The sequence below is a fragment of the Desulfobacterales bacterium genome, from assembly GCA_034520365.1.
Lineage (GTDB): Bacteria > Desulfobacterota > Desulfobacteria > Desulfobacterales > Desulfosalsimonadaceae > M55B175.
Genome location: JAXHNP010000003.1, coordinates 265,790 through 284,431 on the forward strand (window position 1 = coordinate 265,790; position 18,642 = coordinate 284,431).

The window sequence follows — 18,642 nt, forward strand, 5'->3', positions numbered from 1 at the left end:
CATAACGGAGTATTCATGAACACCAACGATCAACAACATCCGGCCTCCCACCCGGCATCCCCGGAATCCGGCGATGCCCCAGAAAAGCGCAGCAACGGCTCCGGCTGGTTTATTCTGCTCTTTTTTATCATCGGTTTCATCGGCAGCGTTTTGAGCGGCTGGCTCCTGTTTCCCAACATGCTCTATTCGGAAAAAGAGCAGCCCATCGACTTCAATCATGAACTTCATATGGGCGTTGTTTATGAAGGCTGCCAGAGCTGCCACTACTTCCGCTCCGACGGCAGCTTCTCCGGTATCCCCGACCTTTACTCCTGTTCCGGCTGTCACCAGTTCGTCCAAGGGACCGACCCGGAAGAGGAAAAATTTGTCAACGAATACGTACTGCCCAATAAGGAAGTCCCCTGGCTGGTTTACTCCAAGCAGCCGGACTGCGTGTTCTTCTCCCATGCCGCCCATGTCAAGGGTGCCGGCATGGATTGCAAAACCTGCCACGGCGACATCGGCCATTCCACCCATTCCCGGCCCTACCAGGAGAACCGTTTGACCGGTTACAGCCGGGATATCTGGGGCTACAACATCGCCCGGCTGGGCGAAGCCAAACACGGCATGCGGATGAAGATGAACGACTGCGCCGATTGCCATGAAAAGGAAACCGGCCACAAAGGATACTGCTTTCAATGCCATCAGTAACTGGTATTGCCGAACTGGATATTGATATAAGGGGTTAAATCCATGAAAATTGATCGAAGAAGTTTTATCTCGTTGGGCGTCGGGGTGATCGTCGGCTCTACGCTTACGCCGGTGCCTTGGAAACTGACGGACGATATATCGATCTGGACCCAGAACTGGCCGTGGACGCCTGTGCCCAAAGACGGACCGGATTCTTACAAGACCAGCGTTTGTACCCTTTGTCCGGGCGGCTGCGGCATTCGGGTACGAAAAATCGTCGACCGGGCGGTCAAAATCGACGGCCTGCCGGAGCACCCGGTTAGTCAGGGTAAGCTCTGTCCGCTGGGGCATTCCGGTCTTCAGTTCCTCTATGGCCCGTCACGGGTGAAAGCCCCTATGAAACGCGTCGGCAAGCGGGGCGAAGGCAAGTGGCAGAAAATTACCTGGGAAGAAGCCATTTCAGCGGTCACCGGCAAATTAAAGGAACTGCGGGATGAGCAGAAACCGCATACAGTGGCCTGGGTGGCGGGCGATGATAGGGGCACCCTGCCCCAGCTGATCTACCGGTTCCTGACCGCCTACGGGTCACCGAATTTTATCCGGCCGCCGACGGTACAGGATGCCTATGAACTGGCCGCTTACCTGATGCAGGGCCAGCAGGGGACTGTGGGCTTTGATATCGAAAATGCCGATCATGTGCTAAGCTTTGGCACCGGCCTGTTCCAGGGCTGGAGCTCCCCTGCCCGGATGTTAAGCATTTACGGCAAGATGCATGACAATAAAAAATTTGTTCAAATCGAACCCCGGCTCTCGGATACCGCAGCCAAGGCCCATCAATGGGTTCCCATCACGCCGGGCACCGAGGGGGCCCTGGCTTTGGGCATCGCCCACGTGATGATCAGGGAATCCCTTTACAATGAAGCCTTTGTCAGCAAATGGGCCTTCGGATTCGAGGACTGGACCGATGATAGCGGCAAGCGCCACATGGGATTCAAGAACCTGGTCCTAAAGGACTATGCGCCGGAAATTGTGGCCGAGATCACCAGTGTGCCCAAACCCATGATCGAAAAGCTGGCCCGCCAGTTTGCCCGCGCCAAGAAGCCTATTGCCGTAAGCGGGCGCGGCCAGGGCCACCTGCCGGGCAGCCTCGATGAATGCATGGCGGTTCATGCCCTAAATGCCCTGGCCGGAAACATCAACCAGCCGGGCGGTGTCTCTGTTGTGGCTGAGCCGGATTATGCCAAATGGCCGGAAGTAAACATTGATAAAACCGCATCCAAAGGCCTTCAGAACGCGCGGGTGGACGGAGCCGGCAGCGACCAATACCCGAATGCCAGATTTCTGCTGCACCGACTGCCCGAGGTGATTAACAGCACCAAAGGGGACTCACCGGTGCAGGCGCTTTTGGTAAGTGACGCCAATCCCCTTTATACGCTTCCCGATACCCAGGCCACCAAAGCGGCCCTGGATAAAATCCCGTTTCTGGTCAGCTTCTCCTCCTTTATGGATGAAACCGCCAGTTATTCGGATTATATCCTGCCAGACCATGTTTTTCTTGAAAGCTACTCGGATGTGCCTACCCCGCCGGGCACCGTCCAGCCGGTCATTGGACTTTCCAAGCCCGTGGTCCGGCCGCAATACGACACCCGGCCCGTAGGGAATCTGGTCATCCAAATGGCCAAGGCCATGGGCTCGTTTGTTGAAAAGGCGTTTGCCTGGAAGGACTACCAGGCCTACTTAAAAGACGCGTTGAAGGATCACTGGGACCAACTGGAAAAAAAGGGCTTTGCGTTCATCAAGGGGCCGCAGGACATTCCATTTACCGATCAGTTCAATACGACCACCGGCAAATTTGAATTCTACCCTTCGGCGAGAAACAACGCAAACGGCAAGGATAAAGATATTCTGCCAAACTTCACCAAGGTGGCCATCGAAGGAGAATCCGGTCAGCTCCCGCTGATCCTGGTTCCCTATGATTCCATCCGGCTTGCCGGCGGAGAAATCGGCAATCCGCCGTTTATGACCAAAACCATCGATGAAACGGTGCTGCTGGATCAGACCGTTTTTGTGGAGATTAACCCAAAGACCGCCCGAAAGATGGGATTTTTTGAGGGCGACCGGGTGCGGCTGTCTACTCCGAGAGGCCAGGCAGAAGTCAAGCTCCACCTTTATGAGGGCGTCGAACCGGGTGTTGTCGCCATGCCCCGGGGCTTTGGCCATACCGCCTATTCCAAATACCTGACAGACAAGGGCGTCAATTTCAACAAACTAATCGGCCCGATCGAAGACCCGATGTCCGGGCTGAATGCGGCATGGGGCATCCGGGCGAATATAACAAAGGCCTAATTCCCGGCAATTCAGAGGCTCTCTAAAACCGGGAAAATAAACAGTCAGCGATGAGGTTGGGATGAAAGAACAACATGGATACACAAGCACCAAGCGCTACGGCATGGTCATCGATCTTGACAAATGCACCGGCTGTGGGGCCTGCATGGTGGCGTGTTACGCCGAAAACAATGTGCCGTTTAAAGAAAACGAGACGCACAAGCTTGACAGTCTCAACTGGATCCGGATCTTTCAGATAGACAACGGCAAACCCTATCCGGATACCGAAGTGTGCTATCTGCCGATGCCCTGCCAGCATTGCGACGGAATCGGCAAGCACGGCCATTCGCCCTGTGTCTCAGTCTGCCCGGCAGTGGCCACCGATTATGACTATAACACCGGCGTGGTCAGCCAGATCCCCACGCGATGCTTCGGCTGCCGATACTGTATGGCCGCCTGCCCCTATCATGCCAGAAAATTCAACTGGTGGGATCCGGTCTGGCCGGCGGATACGGAAAAATATTTAAATCCCGATGTATCCGCGCGGATGCGGGGCGTTGTTGAAAAATGTACTTTTTGTTTTCAGCGCTACCAGCAGGCCCGGGATAAGACCTATATGGAGGGCCGGGATGAAATCCTTGAATCCGAATACCAGACCGCCTGTGCCGAAGCCTGCCCGACAAGCGCGATTATATTCGGCGATCTGCATAATCCGGATCACGAGGTGGCCAAGTTAAAGGACAGCCCACGCGCCTTCCGGCTTCTGGAGCGGCTGCATACCAATCCCAAGGTCTATTATCTCTCCAGCAAATCCTGGGTGCGGCGCGCCGGGGACAATTATCTGGAAAATGAATCCAGGCCGCAGTCCGGCAGACAAGAGATTCACCATAAATAGTTAACCTATGGCAAGGAGCATGACAAATATGGAGACGACGCCAATAATACCTCCGGGGGTAAAACGCTGCTCAAAAATGCAATTCACCCTGTGGATGGCTGCTGCCACGGCCGTCCTCCTCTGGGGGGTCTATGCCATGTATCTGATCTGGTACAAGGGATTGAACCAGACCAATATGAACGATGCATATGGCTTTGCCCTATGGATCTGGGCCGACCTGGCGGTCATTGCACTGGGCGGCGGCGCCTTTTTCACCGGTTTTCTGACCTATATTCTCGGCAAGGACAAACTCAAAAACATTATCAATTACGCCGTGATCATTGGATTTATCTGCTACAGTTCGGCGCTTCTGATCCTGGCCATTGATATCGGCCAACCCCTTCGGGGCTGGTTTATCTTCTGGCACGCCAATGAGCACTCTATGTTAACCGAAGTGGCCTTCTGCCTGTCTTGTTACTTCGCCGTGCTGACCGTTGAATTTCTGCCCAACATATTTGAGAACCCGAAGCTGGATAAAATCCCGTTTCTGCATCACCTGGCCCATAACATGCACAGCATCATGGCGGTCTTTGCGGCCACCGGCGTGTTCCTCTCCTTCTTCCATCAAGGCTCATTGGGCGGTGTGTCCGGCGTCCTGTTCGGCCGACCCTTTTCCTACCGGGAAGGTATCAACGTGTGGCCCTGGACTTTCTTTCTGTTTACCTGGTCGGCGGCGGCCTGTGGCCCTTGTTTTACCATTCTCGTTACCTGGATTACCGAGAAGCTGACCCGCAAAAAACTGGTCAAAGACGATGTGATCCAGCTTCTGGCCAAAATCTCCGGCTGGATGCTGGCCACCTATATGATTGCCAAAATAGCGGATACCATCTATTGGGCTGTTGTGACCGCGCCCGGTATGGGTTTTTCATTCATGGATTTCTATACCAACAATCCGGTATACGGACTCTGGATTCTGATTCTGGAAATCGTGATCTGCGGGATCTTGCCGGCGGCCATTTTAATTACCCGCAAAGGCCGGGAGAACAAATCGCTGCTCCTGCTGGCCGTGGTTCTGGCGGTGATCGGGGTTTCTGTCAATCGATGGGTGATGGTGCTCCAGACATTGGCCGTACCGGTGGTACCGTTTGAGAGCTGGTTCATGTATTCTCCCAGCTGGCAGGAGGTGGCGACAACGATTCTGCCGGTAGCTTACGGGGTTATCGTAATTTCCCTGGCGCACCGCTATCTGCCGGTATTTCCCCAGGAACGCGAACTCAACCCGACCAATTAATCTGACGTAAGGAGAAAATATATGTTTCCTTTCAGCTTTGAGTGGGAATGGGATATACTGCATATGGTCTTTCACGGGGCCCTGTGGTATGCACTCTCTATTGTGGGGCTTGGATTGACCTATTGTGTCATCAAATCCGCGTGGGATACCTTCCGGGAGGATGATAACGGGCATCACCACTAAGAATAGGCATCATCCAATTATTGCTTTTTCAATCAAGCGTTATCCCGCTCTCACAGGTAAAATGGGGGCGGGTAACGCTTTTTTTATGATGAAACTTCCCTGATCAAAGAACTTAGATATGGATGAAATCCTAATTAAGGGCGGCAGCCCATTAAATGGCGAGGTAACGGTAAGCGGCGCGAAAAACGCGGCGCTGCCGATCATTGCGGCGACCCTGCTGACCGGCGGCCGCTTTGAATTTCATAATGTTCCGGCATTGAAAGACATTCTAAGCATTCAGGCCCTGCTCTCCGACATGGGGGCGGAGGTCGAATTTTACGACAATACCTTTGCCATTGACACCGGCAATTTGTCCCATTTTGAAGCCCCATATGAGCATGTCAGAAAAATGCGGGCCTCGATACTCGTTTTAGGCCCTCTGCTGGCCCGGATGAAGCGGGCCCGGGTCTCGCTTCCCGGCGGCTGCGCCATCGGGGCGCGGCCCATTGAACAGCATTTAAACGGGCTTTCGCGTTTGGGAGCCGATATTGAACTGGCCCACGGCTATGTGGAGGCCTCCGCCAAAAAGCTCATCGGGACGGAAATCTATCTGGACCTGCCGACGGTTACGGGAACAGAGAATCTCATGATGGCCGCTGTATTGGCCGAAGGCCAAACCGTCCTGCGAAACGTGGCCCGGGAACCGGAAATTACGGCCCTTGCCGAAGTATTGAACCTGATGGGAGCGGATATCTCAGGCGCGGGCAGCTCGGTTATTACCATAAAGGGCGTAAAAACCCTAAAACCGGTCACCACCCGCATTATCCCGGACCGGATTGAGACGGGAACTTTCATGGTGGCCGCCGCACTTACCGGCGGCGACATTCTTATCAAAGAATGCGAGCCCGCTCACCTTAAGGAATTGATCCTCAAGCTTGAAAAAACCGGCGCGGAAATCAAAAGCCTGGACCGCTCCATCCGGGTTAAAGGGCATTCGCCGATCAACAGCGTGGACGTTAAAACCATGCCCTATCCCGGCTTTCCCACGGATATGCAGGCCCAGTTCATGGTGCTGATGGCAGTGGCCAACGGATTTTCCGTGATTTCCGAAAACGTGTTCGAAAACCGGTTTATCCATGTGAGCGAGCTTCAGCGCATGGGGTCTGACATTACCATCTCCGGAAGCCACGCCATGGTCCGGGGCGTGACCCAACTTTCAGGGGCACCGGTGATGGCCACTGACCTTCGGGCGAGTGCCTCCCTGGTGCTTGCCGGCATGGTCGCTACCGGGGAGACCCGCATCAGCCGGGTCTATCATCTGGATCGGGGCTATGACGGTCTGGAAGACAAATTCAGCCGGTTGGGCGCTTCCATCAAGCGGGTGCCCGCCGCAAAATAGCCTGCCATGGCAAGGTTTATAAAAAACCCTTCCCGCTTATTTGAGCGCAGATATTATTTCCGGCCGTTAATCCCACTGCTTTTTGCCTTGATGGCCGGCATTTCCGCCGCCCACACCCTGCCCGGCTTTAACAAGCCCGCCCTTTTCCTATGCATCACCGCGGGCACTTTTATCTTTGGGCTGGTGTTTCTTGACCGGCCCGCCAGATTGTCACCACTTATTTTCTTTTGTGCCCTGGGCTATCTCAGCCTTGTCCCCTGGCAAGTTGTCCCGGACCAACCAAATCACTTATGCCAGTATAGCCGGGATGCGGAAAAATCATGGGAAATCACCGGCAGAATCGCCACTGACCCTATCCGGCAGAGCTATCGGGTAAAATTTTTATTATCCGATCTGAAAATTTCCAAGCCGAATCATCCGGAGACGCAAAAATGTGTGCGGGGCAATCTGCGGATGAAGGTGTACGGGCCAGAGCAAGAACTTCGCCGCCATGATCATATCCGATTTCAAAGCCGCATCCGGCCGTTTCATAATTTTAACAACCCCGGCGGCTTTGATTACAAATCATTTATGGCGTATCAAAATGTATGGGCCAGCGCCTATGCCTCGGGCAACCGGCTTGAGGTTGAGCAGACAGGCCCCGTAAACCCGGCTGTCGCCCTACTCGACCGGATGCGTCAGGCGGTCGGCCAATTGATTAAATCCGCCGTGGCAGGCGACAAGCAGGCGGTTTTATCCGCCCTGGTCCTTGGCCAGCGGGAGGCGCTTTCCCCGGCGCTTAAAACTGCCTTCAACCGGGCGGGCGCAAGCCATGTGCTGGCCATTTCCGGCCTTCATATCGGCATTGTTGCGGCGTTTGCCTTTTTCGTCTTCAAGCGGGCGCTGAGGCTTTGGCCGGCGATCCTGTATCGGGGCTGGAGCCGGAAATTCGCAGCAGTGCTTGCCGTGCTCCCGGTGTTAATCTATGGTCTGCTGGCAGGGATGTCCCCCTCTACCCAGCGGGCGGTGATCATGGTGAGTGTCTTTCTTTTCTCCTTTCTGATCGAACGCGAGCATGATCTCCCCAATACCCTGGCCATCGCGGCCATGGTCATCCTGATCCTTTATCCGCCGGCCCTGTTTTCCATATCCTTCCAACTCTCCTTTATGGCGGTGCTTACTATTATCATCGGCATCTCCGGCACACGGCACTGGCGGGCCGGATTTCAAAACCATCGACTCATGGCACCAGTGTTGTCTTTTATGATGGTCTCTTTGTTTGCCATCCTGGGCACCACCCCGCTGACCATGCATTACTTTAATCAGGCGGCGTTTTTCGGCCTTTTTACAAATCTTTTAATTATCCCGATTATCGGCTTTTTTGTGGTCCCGCTCTCGCTTTTTTCAGTTCTGGTGCTGTTTCCGCTGTATGCGCCCCTGGCGGCATGGGGGCTTAAAGCCGCCGGCGTTGGTATTGAGCTAGGCCTGGCGGTTATCTATCCCATCGGCGAATGGCCGTTTAGTGCGGCCAAAACCATCACCCCCTCTGTGCTTGAGCTGACCTGCGTCTATATCCTGCTGTTTAGTTTTCTATACCTGCTGGGACGGGCCGAAAGGCCGCTTTTAAGCCGGGCAGCCCTGAAGCAGCCGGCGGTCTTTATCATAGCGGCCGCATCTATCGTGCTTGCCGCAGACATCGCCTTTTGGTGCCATGACCGGTTCTGGAAAAATGAATTTATCGCAACAATCGTGGATGTAGGCCAGGGCAGCGCCGCCCTGCTGGAGCTGCCGGCAGGCTATCGGATGCTTGTGGATGGCGGCGGATTTACAAGCAATGCTGTGTTCGATGTGGGCAAAAACGTGCTCGCCCCGCTGCTATGGGACAGAAAAATCAGAACCATCGATACCGTGGTGTTGTCCCACCCGGATGCGGACCATTTGAATGGGCTCATCTATATTCTAAACCATTTCCATGTCGACCGGGTTATTTCCACGCATCAAAAAGCGGATAGTCAGGGGTATAAAGCCTTCCTTGAAGCCATCAGAAAACACAAAATAAAACATCTGCGGCTTGACCAAATTTCCCGGCGATTCCATATCAACGGGGTCACATTTGATATCCTCCACCCCCCGCCCGCCGATTCCAGCGGCTCTATCCAAACCGATGCCAAAAATAACCACTCCATTGTATTAAAAGCCGCCTATAACGGGCAGGCCCTGCTTCTGACCGGCGATATTATGAAAACCGCGGAAAAAAGGCTTGTCGCCGCTGCTGCTGAAAAGCTTCACGCATCAGTGCTGCTTGCCCCGCATCATGGAAGCAAGACATCAAGCACAAAGGACTTCCTGGAGGCAGTCAGCCCAAGGGCCGCGGTTATATCCGCCGGGCCGCAAAACCGGTTTGATCTGCCGGCGCCGGGCGTGATCAAGCGATACAAAAAAAGAGGGTGCCAAATTTTTCAAACCAATCAGAACGGGGCGGTAGAAGTGGTGTTCGGTGCGGATCATATGGACCTGATACCCGTCCGGGGCGAGACGCTGCGGCTCTTTGCCGGGGATCAGAACTGATACCTGCGAATATTATAGGATGGGGGGTATTTGGAATAAAAAAGCCCTGCCCGTTTAGTGGGTACTCATGAAGGGGGGAGAAAAAACGGGCAGGGCGGGGGTAAACCGGGTCAGAACAGATAACTAGGCAGAGGCTTTTTTCTTTTTCTCCTCGCCTTTCTGATTTTTGCCGGATGCGGCCGGCACACCGGTCAATTCAATTATGGAAAGCGAGGCGGCATCGCCTTTTCGGGGCCCCAGCTTGGTGATCCGGGTATAGCCGCCGGACCGATCGGAAAACCGCTCCGGGGCCTCGCTGAAAAGCTGGTGGACCACTGCTTTTTCCCGGATGATAGACATCGCCTGGCGGCGGGAATGCAGATCCCCCTGCTTGGCCAGGGAGACGATATGATCTGCCCAGCGCTTCATTTCCTTGGCCTTGACATCCGTGGTTTTGATTTTTCCGTATTTAAACAGTGAGGTCACCATATTGCGAAACATGGCCTTTCGGTGACTGGCTGTTCGGTTTAATTTCAGTCCGCTCTTTCGATGTCGCATATGCTTTATTCCTCTTGATCCTTATCCTCTTCAGGGGGTTCAAAGCCTTCCAGGTTCATGCCCAGGTAAAGGCCGAGTTCGCTTAACAGCTCCTTGATCTCATTTAGCGATTTCCGGCCGAAATTTTTGGTCTTCAGCATCTCGGACTCGGTCTTTTGGACCAGCTGATAAATTTTGGTAATATTGGCGTTGCGCAGACAGTTGGCGCTCCGAACGGAGAGCTCCAGCTCATCCACGTCCAGGTAGAGGTTTTCGTTAAATTGCGGGGTCTCATCCTCATCCTTAGCCCGTCTGATTTCCGGGACCGCATTTTCATCAAAATTGATAAAAACCGTCAGCTGCTCTTTTAAAATTTTGGCGGCATAGGCAATGGCGTCTTCCGGGACCACCGCGCCGTCGGTCCAGACCTCCATGGTCAGCTTGTCATAGTCGGTCTGCTGGCCGACCCGGGCATTGCCGATGGTATAGCTGACCCGTTTGATGGGCGAGAACACCGCATCAATGGAGAGCGTCCCGATAGGGGCTTCCGGATCTTTATGGTTTTCCGCCAGAGAATAACCCTTTCCGGCCTTGACCGTCATGCCCATACTGAGCTTGCCGTCCTCGGACAGGGTGGCAATGTGCTGATCGGGGTTCATGATAGTGACTCTCCCGTCCGGGCTCTTGATATCCCTGGCTTTGATCACGGTATTGCCGGCGGCATTAACTTCAAGCGTCTTTTCTTCCGTATCATCCATCTTGACACGGATATTTTTTAAATTCAGTATGATCTCGGAGACATCCTCCAGAACCCCGGGAATGGTACTGAATTCATGCATCACATCTTCGATTTTGACGGAAGCGATCGCCGCTCCCCATATCGAGGAGAGAATAATCCGGCGCAAGGCGTTGCCGATGGTAATCCCAAATCCACGTTCCAACGGCTCCCATACAAATTTGCCGTAGGTATCGGACTGGTCGTCGACCTGAACCTTCTCCGGTTTGATAATCTCCCGCCAGTTCATGTACATGAGTTCGTTTAGTGACATTTTAAATCTCCAGAAATTTCTTTATGATGCCCGGCTATGCGGCGCTGGTGTCAAGCCAACATGCTGATACGCGGATAACGCGAGGGGCACCGCCCCCCACACAACCTACCGCGGTCGGCGACCCTAATCATTATTTGGAGTAAAGCTCGACGATCAGATTTTCCTGGATCGGCATGGTGATATCTTCACGCGTGGGCAAGGCACGAATCGTCCCCTTCTTATTCTCTGAATCGAGTTCCAGCCAGGGGGGCGCCGTCCGCCTGACCACCGCATCAAGCGCATCAATGATCATCTGGACATTTTGACTTTTCTCACGAACCTCAATCACATCCCCGACTTTGACCTGATAGGAGGGGATATTGACCTTCCGGCCGTTTACCAAAAAATGGTTGTGGCGAAGCAGCTGCCGGGCCTGGGGGCGGGAGTTGGCCAGACCAAGACGATAGACCACGTTATCAAGCCGCATCTCAAGCATCAGCAGCAGATTGAAGCCGGTTACCCCTTTTTTCTGATCCGCCCGCTCAAACGCCAGCCTGAACTGCTTCTCGGAGAGGCCGTAGCTGCGTTTGACTTTCTGCTTTTCTCTTAGCTGAGTGCCGTAATCGGATATTTTGCCACCCCGCCGCTGGCCGTGCTGGCCCGGTGGATAGCTCCGGCGATCAAATGAGCACTTGTCCGAATAGCAGCGATCGCCCTTCAAATAGAGTTTTAAATTTTCCCGCCGACATATGCGGCAGACTGAATCTCGATACCTTGACAACGTATCCTCCCCTTAAATATCATCATGTCGTTCCGGGATGTTCCTTCGGACACGAACCGCCTAATTATAAATTCAAATAACCGCTTATCACGGCCCTGATGCATGGAGACGCTAAACCCGCCGGCGCTTTTTGGGTTTGCAACCATTATGCGGCACCGGAGTCACGTCTTTAATCATCACCACGGTAAATCCGACGCTCTGCAATGCTTTTAACGCGGATTCCCGTCCCGGGCCGGGGCCTTTGACATAGACTTCCACCTTTTTCATGCCGTGCTCCCGGGCTTTTTTCGCGGCGTCTTCAGAGGCCAGCTGGGCGGCAAACGGGGTGCTTTTACGCGACCCCTTGAATCCGTTCATCCCGGCAGTGGACCAGGAAATCACATTTCCATTGGGATCGGTAATGGTTATGATGGTGTTGTTAAACGTGGATTGAATATGGACAACCCCGCTCTCAATATTTTTTTTAACCTTTTTCCTTGTACGCGCTTTTTTTACCTTCGCCATGGTTTCGCCCTTGATTCGCTAAAATTATTTTTTCTTGGCGCCGCCCTTTTTCTTAACTGCGGATCGCTTCGGCCCTTTTCGGGTCCTGGCATTGGTGGAGGTCCGCTGTCCATGAACCGGCAGAGACTTGCGGTGGCGCAGTCCCCGATAACACCCCAGATCCATGAGCCGTTTGATATTGATGGAGATCTCTGAACGGAGCTCCCCCTCGACCTTAAACTCATCATCAATGATCTTCCGTATATTATTAATATCCGAATCGGTTAAATCATCGGTCGAAATATTCTCATCAATATTCAGGCGAGATAAAATATCCCGCGACGTGGACTGACCTATGCCATAAATATAGGTTAATCCGATAAAGATGGATTTTCTTTTTGGTAAATCGACTCCCGCGATTCTTGCCAAAGCCTGCCTCCTTTTACCCCTGACGCTGTTTATGGCGTTTATTCGTGCAGATCACCCACACGATGCCTCTTCGCCTGATGACCTTGCAGTTGCGACATCTTTTTTTAACCGATGCACTGACTCTCATTGTCTGACCTCACAAAAAAGCAGCTAAAATTCTGTTATTTGGACCGATAGGTAATCCGCCCCCGGGTAAGATCATAAGGGGATAACTCCACGGTCACCGTATCGCCCGGCAGGATCTTGATAAAATGCATCCGCATCTTGCCGGAAATATGAGCGAGTATCTGGTGCTTGTTTTCCAGTTCGACCTTGAACATGGCGTTTGGCAAGGTCTCGATTACTGTACCCTGAACCTTTATCGGTTCCTCTTTCGCCATCAGAAACGCTCCCTGTCCATATCCTTGGGTTTTTTAAGCGGCAAACCGATTCAACGATCTCTCCGGGCCCGCCGCTGAAATCATTGGGCTTCGAAATTATTTCTTGCCCCTGCCGGTAGTTAAGAAGCCTTCATAGTTTCTGGTAATCAGATGCGATTCGATCTGATTCACCGTGTCCATGGCCACCCCCACGACAATCAGCAGGGCGGTTCCCCCAAAGTAGAAGGGGACATTGAATTTGGTCATTAGCACCGAAGGCAGCACGCAGACGGCGGATACATAGATGGCGCCGCCCAGGGTAATTCTTGTTAAGACCTTGTCAATATAGTCCGCAGTGCGCTTGCCCGGCCGGATGCCGGGGATATAGCCGCCGTATTTTTTCATATTTTCAGCCACATCAGCCGGGTTAAAGGTAATGGCCGTGTAAAAGTAGCAGAAAAAGACGATGAATCCGACAAAGATTAACTCATAAATCACCGAGCCGGGCTGCATGGCCGAGGCCACGCTCTGCATCATGGGCACATCCTGGAAAAAACTGGCCAGGGTGGCCGGAAACATAATCAGTGAAGAGGCGAAAATCGGGGGAATAACCCCGGATGTATTGATTTTAAGCGGCAGATGGGTACTCTGTCCGCCGTACATGCGACGGCCGACCACCCGCTTGGCATACTGAACCGGAATGCGCCGCTGCCCCTGTTCCATGAAATTGATAAACGCGATCACCCCCACCATCAGAAGAATCAGGACAGCTACCGCAAACACGCCCATTTCGCCAGAGGACATCATGCGGAAAGTGTTGCCCATCGCCTGGGGCATCCGGGCCACAATACCGGCAAAAATGATCAGCGAGATCCCGTTTCCGATGCCGCGCTCACTGATCTGCTCACCCAGCCACATGATAAATGCCGTACCTGCGGTCAGGGTAATGGCGGTAAGCAGCCGAAACCCCCAGCCCGACTCGATAACCACCGGCATATCCCCCGGTGCAGCCATATTTTCAAGTCCGACACTGATTCCGAAGCCCTGAACAAAGGCAAGCACCACCGTACCGTAACGGGTATATTTGGTAATCTGGCGCCGGCCCTGCTCGCCTTCTTTTTTCAGCTGCTCCAGATGCGGAATAACTACCGTCAATAGCTGCAGGATAATCGATGCGCTGATATACGGCATAATGCCCAGGGCAAACACGGACATACGCTCCAATGCGCCGCCGGAAAACATATCAAATATGCCGAATATGGTGTCCTGATGGCGGGCAAAAAACTCCGCCAAAGCATCCGCATTCACTCCCGGCGTCGGTATATGCACACCGATCCGGTATACCACCAGAAAGCCAAAGGTAATCAGAATGCGCCGCTTAAGCTCGGGAATCTTTAAGATATTGCCGACACCGGCCCCAGTTACTGGTGCTGCCATAATTAGTTAACCTCTACTTTGCCCCCGGCGGCTTCGATTTTTTCTCTGGCGCTTTTACTAGCTGAGCCGACGTGCAGCGTCAACGCCACATTCAAATTTCCCTGGCCCAAAACCTTCACCTGCTTGGCCTTTCGGGAGATCAGCCCGGCCTCGGTCAGCAGGTTCTGATCCACCACAGAACCACTTTCAAAGCGATTCAGATCACGGACATTGACCACTTCCACGGGTGTTTTAAAAATATTTTTAAACCCGCGCTTCGGCAGCCGGCGGTGCAGCGGCATCTGGCCGCCTTCAAACCCCGGGCGCGTCCCTCCGCCGGAACGGGCATTGTGCCCCTTGGTGCCCCGGCCGGCGGTCTTGCCCAGACCGGAACCCACGCCGCGGCCTTTTCGTTTCCGATTTTTCCTGGCCCCGTCGGCGGGCGACAAATCATGCAGTCTCATGCTATTCCTCCACCTTTACCATATGTGGTACTTTCTCGATCATTCCGCGGGTTGCCGGATTATCGGGCAGCTCAACGGTCCGGTTGAGTTTGCCGAATCCCATGCTTCGGAGGATTTTTCGGTGCTTCTCAGGGCGCCCGTTCATGCTCCTGATCATTGTAATTTTAAGCTTGCCTGCCATCTGTACTAAATCTCCTCGAGTTCTAAACCGCGCTTGGCAGCAACCGATTCCCGGCTCTGCAGGCTCTGCAATCCTTGCACCGCGGCCTTGACAACGTTATGCGGATTATTGGTCCCGATACACTTGGTCAGGATATTCTCAATGCCAACCGCCTCAAGCACCGCCCGCACGGCCCCGCCGGCAATAACCCCGGTACCGCGGGCAGCCGGTTTTAACAGGACCCGGGCAGCACCGAATTTTCCGGTCACCTCATAGGGAATGGTCCCGTCGATAACCGGCACCTCAACCATGTTCTTTTTGGCTTTTTCAACGCCTTTGCGGATTGCCTCCGGAACTTCATGCGCCTTGCCCAGCGCATATCCGACGCTGCCTTGACCGTCGCCAACCACCACGATAGCACTAAAGCTGAAGCGGCGCCCGCCCTTGTGGACTTTTGCCACCCGGCTGATATGGACGACTTTATCAATATATAGATTCTCTTCCGTTTCCCTTTTGAGCAAGCCAACGCCTCCTTTTTACATTTAAAAATCAAGCCCTGCTTCGCGTGCACCTTCGGAGACCGCCTTAACCCGGCCGTGATACATGAACCCGCTGCGGTCAAAGACCACTGCCTGAATTCCTTTCTCCGAGGCCCGCTCCCCGATTCGTTTGCCGATAAAATTCGCCGCCGCCACTTTGCTTTCAAATTTCTGCCCGTCACGGATTTCCGGCTCCATGGTCGAGGCGGAGGCGAGGGTTATGCCCCGGGTGTCGTCAATGATCTGGGCATAGACGTGCCTGGTGCTTCGAAAAACGCACAGCCTCGGCCGCTCCGGGGTGCCGGTGAGCTTTTTGCGGATGCGTTTTTTCCGCTTGGCGCGCAGCGCTTTTCTAATATGTGGTGAACCCATAAGTATTTAATCCTTCATGCATCAAACGATTAATCAGTTCTATTAACTACTTGGCGGTCTTGCCGGCCTTGCGCTGGATGGTTTCCTCCGCATACTTGACCCCCTTGCCCTTGTAAGGCTCCGGCGGCCTCAGCTGCCGGATCGAGGAGGCTGTATAGCCCAAAAGCTCCTTGTCAATCCCGGATAACCGAATCACATTCTTCTCAATATTGGCGGATATGCCCTCAGGCAGCGAAAAATGAATCGGATGCGAATACCCGAGGTGAAAATCCAGCCCCTGGCCTTTTAACTCTGCGCGGTAGCCCACGCCGTTTACTTCCAGCACCCGTTCGAACCCCTGGCTGACACCGTGGACCATATTGGCAATCAAGGCCCGTGTCATGCCCCAAACAGCCTTGGCCCGCTGATCATTGCGGTGAACCCGAACCTTTAGTTCGGAATCGCTGATATCCAGGTCCGCATCCGGGTGCACGGTCATGGAAAGCGTCCCCTTCTCTCCCTGGACGCTTAACACCCGGTTATCATAAGTTATTTTCGTTTTTTCAGGTATTTGAATCGGTTTCTTACCCACTCGAGACATGGTCTTCTCCTTGCCTACCAGATATTACAAAGAACCTCGCCGCCGATCTTCTCGCTTCTGGCCTGCCGGTCTGTCATTACGCCCCTGGAAGTAGACAGAATAGAGATGCCGAGCCCCTTTAAAACCGGCTTGATTTCCTTGCTGTTCACATAGACCCGCCTGCTTGACTTACTCATCCGTTGAAGTCCGTAAATAACATGCTGATTGTTTTTGTCGTACTTCAAATATACCCGGACAATGCCCTGCTTGTTATCCTTGATGAACTTATAGTTCCGGATAAACCCTTCGTCCTTTAACACCTTGGCCAGCGCCGTTTTTAAATTCGACCCCGGCATATCCACGCTGGGATGTTTGGCGCGGCCGCCGTTGCGGATCCGGGTAAGCATATCCGCGATAGGATCACTCATTGTCATGAATCTATCTCCGTCCTGTTGACCTTTTTATGACTTATACTGCGATTGCCTTAAACTACCAGCTTGACTTTTGAACCCCCGGCAGCAGCCCCTCTGAAGCAAACTTGCGAAAGCAGAGGCGACAAATCCCGAATTTTCTGATATAGCCTCGCGGACGCCCGCATATCGGGCACCGGTTATGTTTCCGGACTGAGAATTTGGGATTTTTGGCCGCCTTCTCTCTGAGCGCTTTTCTTGCCAAACCTGCCTCCTTGGATGGTTAATTTCTAAATGGCATGCCCATTAACCTGAGCAGCTCTTTGCCTTCCTCATTGTTTTTGGCCGAGGTAACGATCGTGATGTTTAAACCCTTCAGGGTGTCGATTTTGTCGTAATCGATTTCCGGAAAGATGATCTGCTCCTTGATGCCCAGGGTGTAGTTGCCCTGTCCGTCAAACGCCTTTCCGGAAATACCCCGAAAATCGCGTACCCGGGGCAGCGCAAAATTGACCAGCCTGTCAAAAAATTCATACATCCGGCGGCGCCGCAGGGTGACCATGCATCCGATCGGCATCCCTTCCCGTACCTTAAAAGCGGCCACGGATTTTTTCGCCCGCGTAATCACCGGGGCCTGGCCGGTGATCTCTTTGAGTTCCTGTCGGGCGGAATCCAAGACCTTGATATTCTGGATCGCTTCCCCAAGCCCCATGTTCAGAACGATCTTTTCAAGCTTCGGAACTTCAAACCGATTCTTATAGGCAAAGGTCTCCGTCAGCTTGGGAACGACCTCGTTATCGTAATATTCCTTTATTGACATCGCAAATTCCTCCGGCAATCGCTCTTACGACGCATCGATAATTTCATTGCATTTCCGACAGATCCGCACCCGCTTGCCATCTTCGAGCTGATGCATTTTTATCCGAACCGGGGCCATGCACTTGTTGCATACCAGCATTACGTTGGACCAGTGGATTGCGGCTTCGCCTTCGATGATGCCGCCCTGCTTATTCTTATCACTCGGCCGGGTATGCCGCTTCACCGTATTGACATTTTCGACCAGGATACGGTTTTTATTGGGATGCACATCGATGACCTTGCCGATTTTTCCCTTGTCCTTGCCGGCCACCACTTTGACCTTATCGTTTTTCTTGATCCTGCACTTATCCTTATTCATATCGGACTTCTCCAACGCTTACAGCACCTCGGGTGCCAGCGAAATAATCTTCATGAACCGCTGCGCGCGGAGTTCCCTGGCAACGGGCCCGAAAATACGGGTTCCGATCGGCTCCCGCTGGGCATTGATTAATACCGCTGAATTCTCATCAAACCGGATAAACGAGCCATCCGGCCGTCGGATTTCCTTTTTGGTCCGCACAATAACAGCTTTGAGCACATCGCCCTTTTTGACCTTTGAGTTCGGCATGGCATGCTTGACCGATACCACAATGATATCGCCGATGCTCGCATAACGCCGCCTGGAACCGCCCAGCACCTTGATGCAGCTGACCTCCTTGGCGCCCGAATTATCCGCAACAGACAACCTTGTCTCCGCCTGTATCATTTTTCAAATCCCCTGCTCATCAGACCGCTTTTTCAATTATCTGGCTTACCCGCCATCGCTTGCGCCGGCTCAATGGCCGTGATTCGGTAATCAGTACCCGATCGCCCACGCCGCAGGTATTCTGCTCGTCATGGGCCGCATATTTCCCCCGTCTGCGCATATACTTTTTAAAGACCGGATGAATTACATAGCGATCCACGCGGACCGTGACTGTTTTATCATTTTTATTGCTTAGAACCGTTCCGACCACCTGCCTGCGTCTGCCTCTTTCTTTTTCTGCCATGACTCTATACCG

The 18,642-nt window shown here is 53.3% G+C and carries 26 protein-coding genes; 7 read left to right on the top strand and 19 right to left on the bottom strand.

Annotated elements, in window-relative coordinates:
- The first annotated feature begins 15 nt into the window (after positions 1-15).
- The 7 genes from qrcA (at position 16) to U5L07_04430 (ending at position 9,267) form a co-directional block, all read left to right on the top strand.
- Positions 16-690, top strand: coding sequence for a menaquinone reductase multiheme cytochrome c subunit QrcA (gene qrcA, locus U5L07_04400; protein MDZ7830972.1), 675 nt, complete (start codon positions 16-18; stop codon positions 688-690).
- A gap of 42 nt (positions 691-732) precedes the next feature.
- A complete protein-coding gene (locus tag U5L07_04405; protein MDZ7830973.1) occupies positions 733-3,015 on the top strand; it encodes a molybdopterin-dependent oxidoreductase in 2,283 nt (760 codons plus the stop codon).
- 61 nt (positions 3,016-3,076) lie between these two features.
- Entirely contained in the window at positions 3,077-3,889 is an 813-nt protein-coding gene (qrcC, locus tag U5L07_04410) for a menaquinone reductase iron-sulfur cluster-binding subunit QrcC (protein MDZ7830974.1), read from the top strand.
- A gap of 28 nt (positions 3,890-3,917) precedes the next feature.
- On the top strand, positions 3,918-5,159 hold the full coding sequence (gene qrcD, locus U5L07_04415) for a menaquinone reductase integral membrane subunit QrcD (protein MDZ7830975.1): 1,242 nt from the start codon (positions 3,918-3,920) through the stop codon (positions 5,157-5,159).
- Between the two features lie 21 nt (positions 5,160-5,180).
- Positions 5,181-5,342 carry a hypothetical protein gene (locus tag U5L07_04420; protein MDZ7830976.1) on the top strand — a complete coding sequence of 54 codons (162 nt, stop codon included), beginning with the start codon at positions 5,181-5,183 and terminating at the stop codon, positions 5,340-5,342.
- Positions 5,343-5,460: 118 nt separating this feature from the next.
- Positions 5,461-6,720, top strand: coding sequence for a UDP-N-acetylglucosamine 1-carboxyvinyltransferase (murA, locus tag U5L07_04425; GenBank protein ID MDZ7830977.1), 1,260 nt, complete (start codon positions 5,461-5,463; stop codon positions 6,718-6,720).
- 6 nt (positions 6,721-6,726) lie between these two features.
- Entirely contained in the window at positions 6,727-9,267 is a 2,541-nt protein-coding gene (locus tag U5L07_04430; protein ID MDZ7830978.1) for a DNA internalization-related competence protein ComEC/Rec2, read from the top strand.
- A 123-nt stretch (positions 9,268-9,390) separates the two neighbouring features.
- On the opposite strand, the gene rplQ is transcribed toward U5L07_04430, so the two are convergent.
- From rplQ to rpsQ, 19 genes are all read right to left on the bottom strand, one after another.
- Positions 9,391-9,804: a 50S ribosomal protein L17 gene (gene rplQ, locus U5L07_04435; protein MDZ7830979.1), complete on the bottom strand. Its 414-nt coding sequence runs from the start codon at positions 9,802-9,804 to the stop codon at positions 9,391-9,393.
- A gap of 5 nt (positions 9,805-9,809) precedes the next feature.
- Complete coding sequence (locus tag U5L07_04440; GenBank protein ID MDZ7830980.1) at positions 9,810-10,808, bottom strand: DNA-directed RNA polymerase subunit alpha; 999 nt, start codon at positions 10,806-10,808, stop codon at positions 9,810-9,812.
- Positions 10,809-10,962: 154 nt separating this feature from the next.
- Entirely contained in the window at positions 10,963-11,592 is a 630-nt protein-coding gene (gene rpsD, locus U5L07_04445; protein MDZ7830981.1) for a 30S ribosomal protein S4, read from the bottom strand.
- Between the two features lie 111 nt (positions 11,593-11,703).
- Complete coding sequence (rpsK, locus tag U5L07_04450) at positions 11,704-12,096, bottom strand: 30S ribosomal protein S11 (GenBank protein ID MDZ7830982.1); 393 nt, start codon at positions 12,094-12,096, stop codon at positions 11,704-11,706.
- Between the two features lie 24 nt (positions 12,097-12,120).
- Positions 12,121-12,504, bottom strand: coding sequence for a 30S ribosomal protein S13 (rpsM, locus tag U5L07_04455; GenBank protein ID MDZ7830983.1), 384 nt, complete (start codon positions 12,502-12,504; stop codon positions 12,121-12,123).
- A 13-nt stretch (positions 12,505-12,517) separates the two neighbouring features.
- Positions 12,518-12,631: a 50S ribosomal protein L36 gene (gene rpmJ / locus U5L07_04460; protein MDZ7830984.1), complete on the bottom strand. Its 114-nt coding sequence runs from the start codon at positions 12,629-12,631 to the stop codon at positions 12,518-12,520.
- Positions 12,632-12,665: 34 nt separating this feature from the next.
- Positions 12,666-12,884, bottom strand: a complete 219-nt coding sequence (infA, locus tag U5L07_04465; GenBank protein MDZ7830985.1) for a translation initiation factor IF-1 — start codon at positions 12,882-12,884, stop codon at positions 12,666-12,668.
- Between the two features lie 96 nt (positions 12,885-12,980).
- Positions 12,981-14,300, bottom strand: coding sequence for a preprotein translocase subunit SecY (gene secY, locus U5L07_04470; protein ID MDZ7830986.1), 1,320 nt, complete (start codon positions 14,298-14,300; stop codon positions 12,981-12,983).
- A gap of 2 nt (positions 14,301-14,302) precedes the next feature.
- The gene (gene rplO, locus U5L07_04475) at positions 14,303-14,743 is read right to left on the bottom strand and encodes a 50S ribosomal protein L15 (GenBank protein MDZ7830987.1); all 441 of its coding nucleotides are present in this window, start codon (positions 14,741-14,743) and stop codon (positions 14,303-14,305) included.
- 1 nt (position 14,744) lies between these two features.
- A complete protein-coding gene (rpmD, locus tag U5L07_04480; GenBank protein MDZ7830988.1) occupies positions 14,745-14,924 on the bottom strand; it encodes a 50S ribosomal protein L30 in 180 nt (59 codons plus the stop codon).
- Between the two features lie 5 nt (positions 14,925-14,929).
- Entirely contained in the window at positions 14,930-15,424 is a 495-nt protein-coding gene (gene rpsE, locus U5L07_04485; protein ID MDZ7830989.1) for a 30S ribosomal protein S5, read from the bottom strand.
- Between the two features lie 21 nt (positions 15,425-15,445).
- The gene (gene rplR, locus U5L07_04490; GenBank protein MDZ7830990.1) at positions 15,446-15,814 is read right to left on the bottom strand and encodes a 50S ribosomal protein L18; all 369 of its coding nucleotides are present in this window, start codon (positions 15,812-15,814) and stop codon (positions 15,446-15,448) included.
- 46 nt (positions 15,815-15,860) lie between these two features.
- Positions 15,861-16,394: a 50S ribosomal protein L6 gene (gene rplF / locus U5L07_04495; GenBank protein MDZ7830991.1), complete on the bottom strand. Its 534-nt coding sequence runs from the start codon at positions 16,392-16,394 to the stop codon at positions 15,861-15,863.
- Positions 16,395-16,408: 14 nt separating this feature from the next.
- The gene (rpsH, locus tag U5L07_04500) at positions 16,409-16,807 is read right to left on the bottom strand and encodes a 30S ribosomal protein S8 (GenBank protein MDZ7830992.1); all 399 of its coding nucleotides are present in this window, start codon (positions 16,805-16,807) and stop codon (positions 16,409-16,411) included.
- A gap of 55 nt (positions 16,808-16,862) precedes the next feature.
- Positions 16,863-17,048, bottom strand: a complete 186-nt coding sequence (locus tag U5L07_04505; GenBank protein MDZ7830993.1) for a type Z 30S ribosomal protein S14 — start codon at positions 17,046-17,048, stop codon at positions 16,863-16,865.
- Between the two features lie 18 nt (positions 17,049-17,066).
- Positions 17,067-17,603: a 50S ribosomal protein L5 gene (gene rplE, locus U5L07_04510; GenBank protein ID MDZ7830994.1), complete on the bottom strand. Its 537-nt coding sequence runs from the start codon at positions 17,601-17,603 to the stop codon at positions 17,067-17,069.
- A gap of 24 nt (positions 17,604-17,627) precedes the next feature.
- Positions 17,628-17,960: a 50S ribosomal protein L24 gene (rplX, locus tag U5L07_04515; GenBank protein MDZ7830995.1), complete on the bottom strand. Its 333-nt coding sequence runs from the start codon at positions 17,958-17,960 to the stop codon at positions 17,628-17,630.
- A gap of 18 nt (positions 17,961-17,978) precedes the next feature.
- Positions 17,979-18,347 carry a 50S ribosomal protein L14 gene (gene rplN, locus U5L07_04520; GenBank protein MDZ7830996.1) on the bottom strand — a complete coding sequence of 123 codons (369 nt, stop codon included), beginning with the start codon at positions 18,345-18,347 and terminating at the stop codon, positions 17,979-17,981.
- A 19-nt stretch (positions 18,348-18,366) separates the two neighbouring features.
- Positions 18,367-18,630 (bottom strand): 30S ribosomal protein S17, encoded by a 264-nt coding sequence (rpsQ, locus tag U5L07_04525; GenBank protein ID MDZ7830997.1) that lies wholly within the window; start codon positions 18,628-18,630, stop codon positions 18,367-18,369.
- Positions 18,631-18,642 lie beyond the last annotated feature (12 nt).

What these genes read in the sequence shown, in the direction of transcription:
- rplF (MDZ7830991.1), bottom strand. Translation starts at nt 16,394, where the DNA reads ATGTCTCGAGTGGGTAAGAAACCGATTCAAATACCTGAAAAAACGAAA.
- murA (MDZ7830977.1), top strand. Translation starts at nt 5,461, where the DNA reads ATGGATGAAATCCTAATTAAGGGCGGCAGCCCATTAAATGGCGAGGTA.
- secY (MDZ7830986.1), bottom strand. Translation starts at nt 14,300, where the DNA reads ATGGCAGCACCAGTAACTGGGGCCGGTGTCGGCAATATCTTAAAGATT.
- rplO (MDZ7830987.1), bottom strand. Translation starts at nt 14,743, where the DNA reads ATGAGACTGCATGATTTGTCGCCCGCCGACGGGGCCAGGAAAAATCGG.
- infA (MDZ7830985.1), bottom strand. Translation starts at nt 12,884, where the DNA reads ATGGCGAAAGAGGAACCGATAAAGGTTCAGGGTACAGTAATCGAGACC.
- U5L07_04430 (MDZ7830978.1), top strand. Translation starts at nt 6,727, where the DNA reads ATGGCAAGGTTTATAAAAAACCCTTCCCGCTTATTTGAGCGCAGATAT.
- rpsH (MDZ7830992.1), bottom strand. Translation starts at nt 16,807, where the DNA reads ATGACAATGAGTGATCCTATCGCGGATATGCTTACCCGGATCCGCAAC.
- U5L07_04440 (MDZ7830980.1), bottom strand. Translation starts at nt 10,808, where the DNA reads ATGAACTGGCGGGAGATTATCAAACCGGAGAAGGTTCAGGTCGACGAC.
- rplX (MDZ7830995.1), bottom strand. Translation starts at nt 17,960, where the DNA reads ATGAATAAGGATAAGTGCAGGATCAAGAAAAACGATAAGGTCAAAGTG.
- qrcA (MDZ7830972.1), top strand. Translation starts at nt 16, where the DNA reads ATGAACACCAACGATCAACAACATCCGGCCTCCCACCCGGCATCCCCG.
- rplN (MDZ7830996.1), bottom strand. Translation starts at nt 18,347, where the DNA reads ATGATACAGGCGGAGACAAGGTTGTCTGTTGCGGATAATTCGGGCGCC.
- U5L07_04405 (MDZ7830973.1), top strand. Translation starts at nt 733, where the DNA reads ATGAAAATTGATCGAAGAAGTTTTATCTCGTTGGGCGTCGGGGTGATC.
- U5L07_04420 (MDZ7830976.1), top strand. Translation starts at nt 5,181, where the DNA reads ATGTTTCCTTTCAGCTTTGAGTGGGAATGGGATATACTGCATATGGTC.
- rplR (MDZ7830990.1), bottom strand. Translation starts at nt 15,814, where the DNA reads ATGGGTTCACCACATATTAGAAAAGCGCTGCGCGCCAAGCGGAAAAAA.
- qrcD (MDZ7830975.1), top strand. Translation starts at nt 3,918, where the DNA reads ATGGAGACGACGCCAATAATACCTCCGGGGGTAAAACGCTGCTCAAAA.
- rpmJ (MDZ7830984.1), bottom strand. Translation starts at nt 12,631, where the DNA reads ATGAGAGTCAGTGCATCGGTTAAAAAAAGATGTCGCAACTGCAAGGTC.
- rplQ (MDZ7830979.1), bottom strand. Translation starts at nt 9,804, where the DNA reads ATGCGACATCGAAAGAGCGGACTGAAATTAAACCGAACAGCCAGTCAC.
- qrcC (MDZ7830974.1), top strand. Translation starts at nt 3,077, where the DNA reads ATGAAAGAACAACATGGATACACAAGCACCAAGCGCTACGGCATGGTC.
- rplE (MDZ7830994.1), bottom strand. Translation starts at nt 17,603, where the DNA reads ATGTCAATAAAGGAATATTACGATAACGAGGTCGTTCCCAAGCTGACG.
- rpsQ (MDZ7830997.1), bottom strand. Translation starts at nt 18,630, where the DNA reads ATGGCAGAAAAAGAAAGAGGCAGACGCAGGCAGGTGGTCGGAACGGTT.
- rpmD (MDZ7830988.1), bottom strand. Translation starts at nt 14,924, where the DNA reads ATGGCAGGCAAGCTTAAAATTACAATGATCAGGAGCATGAACGGGCGC.
- rpsK (MDZ7830982.1), bottom strand. Translation starts at nt 12,096, where the DNA reads ATGGCGAAGGTAAAAAAAGCGCGTACAAGGAAAAAGGTTAAAAAAAAT.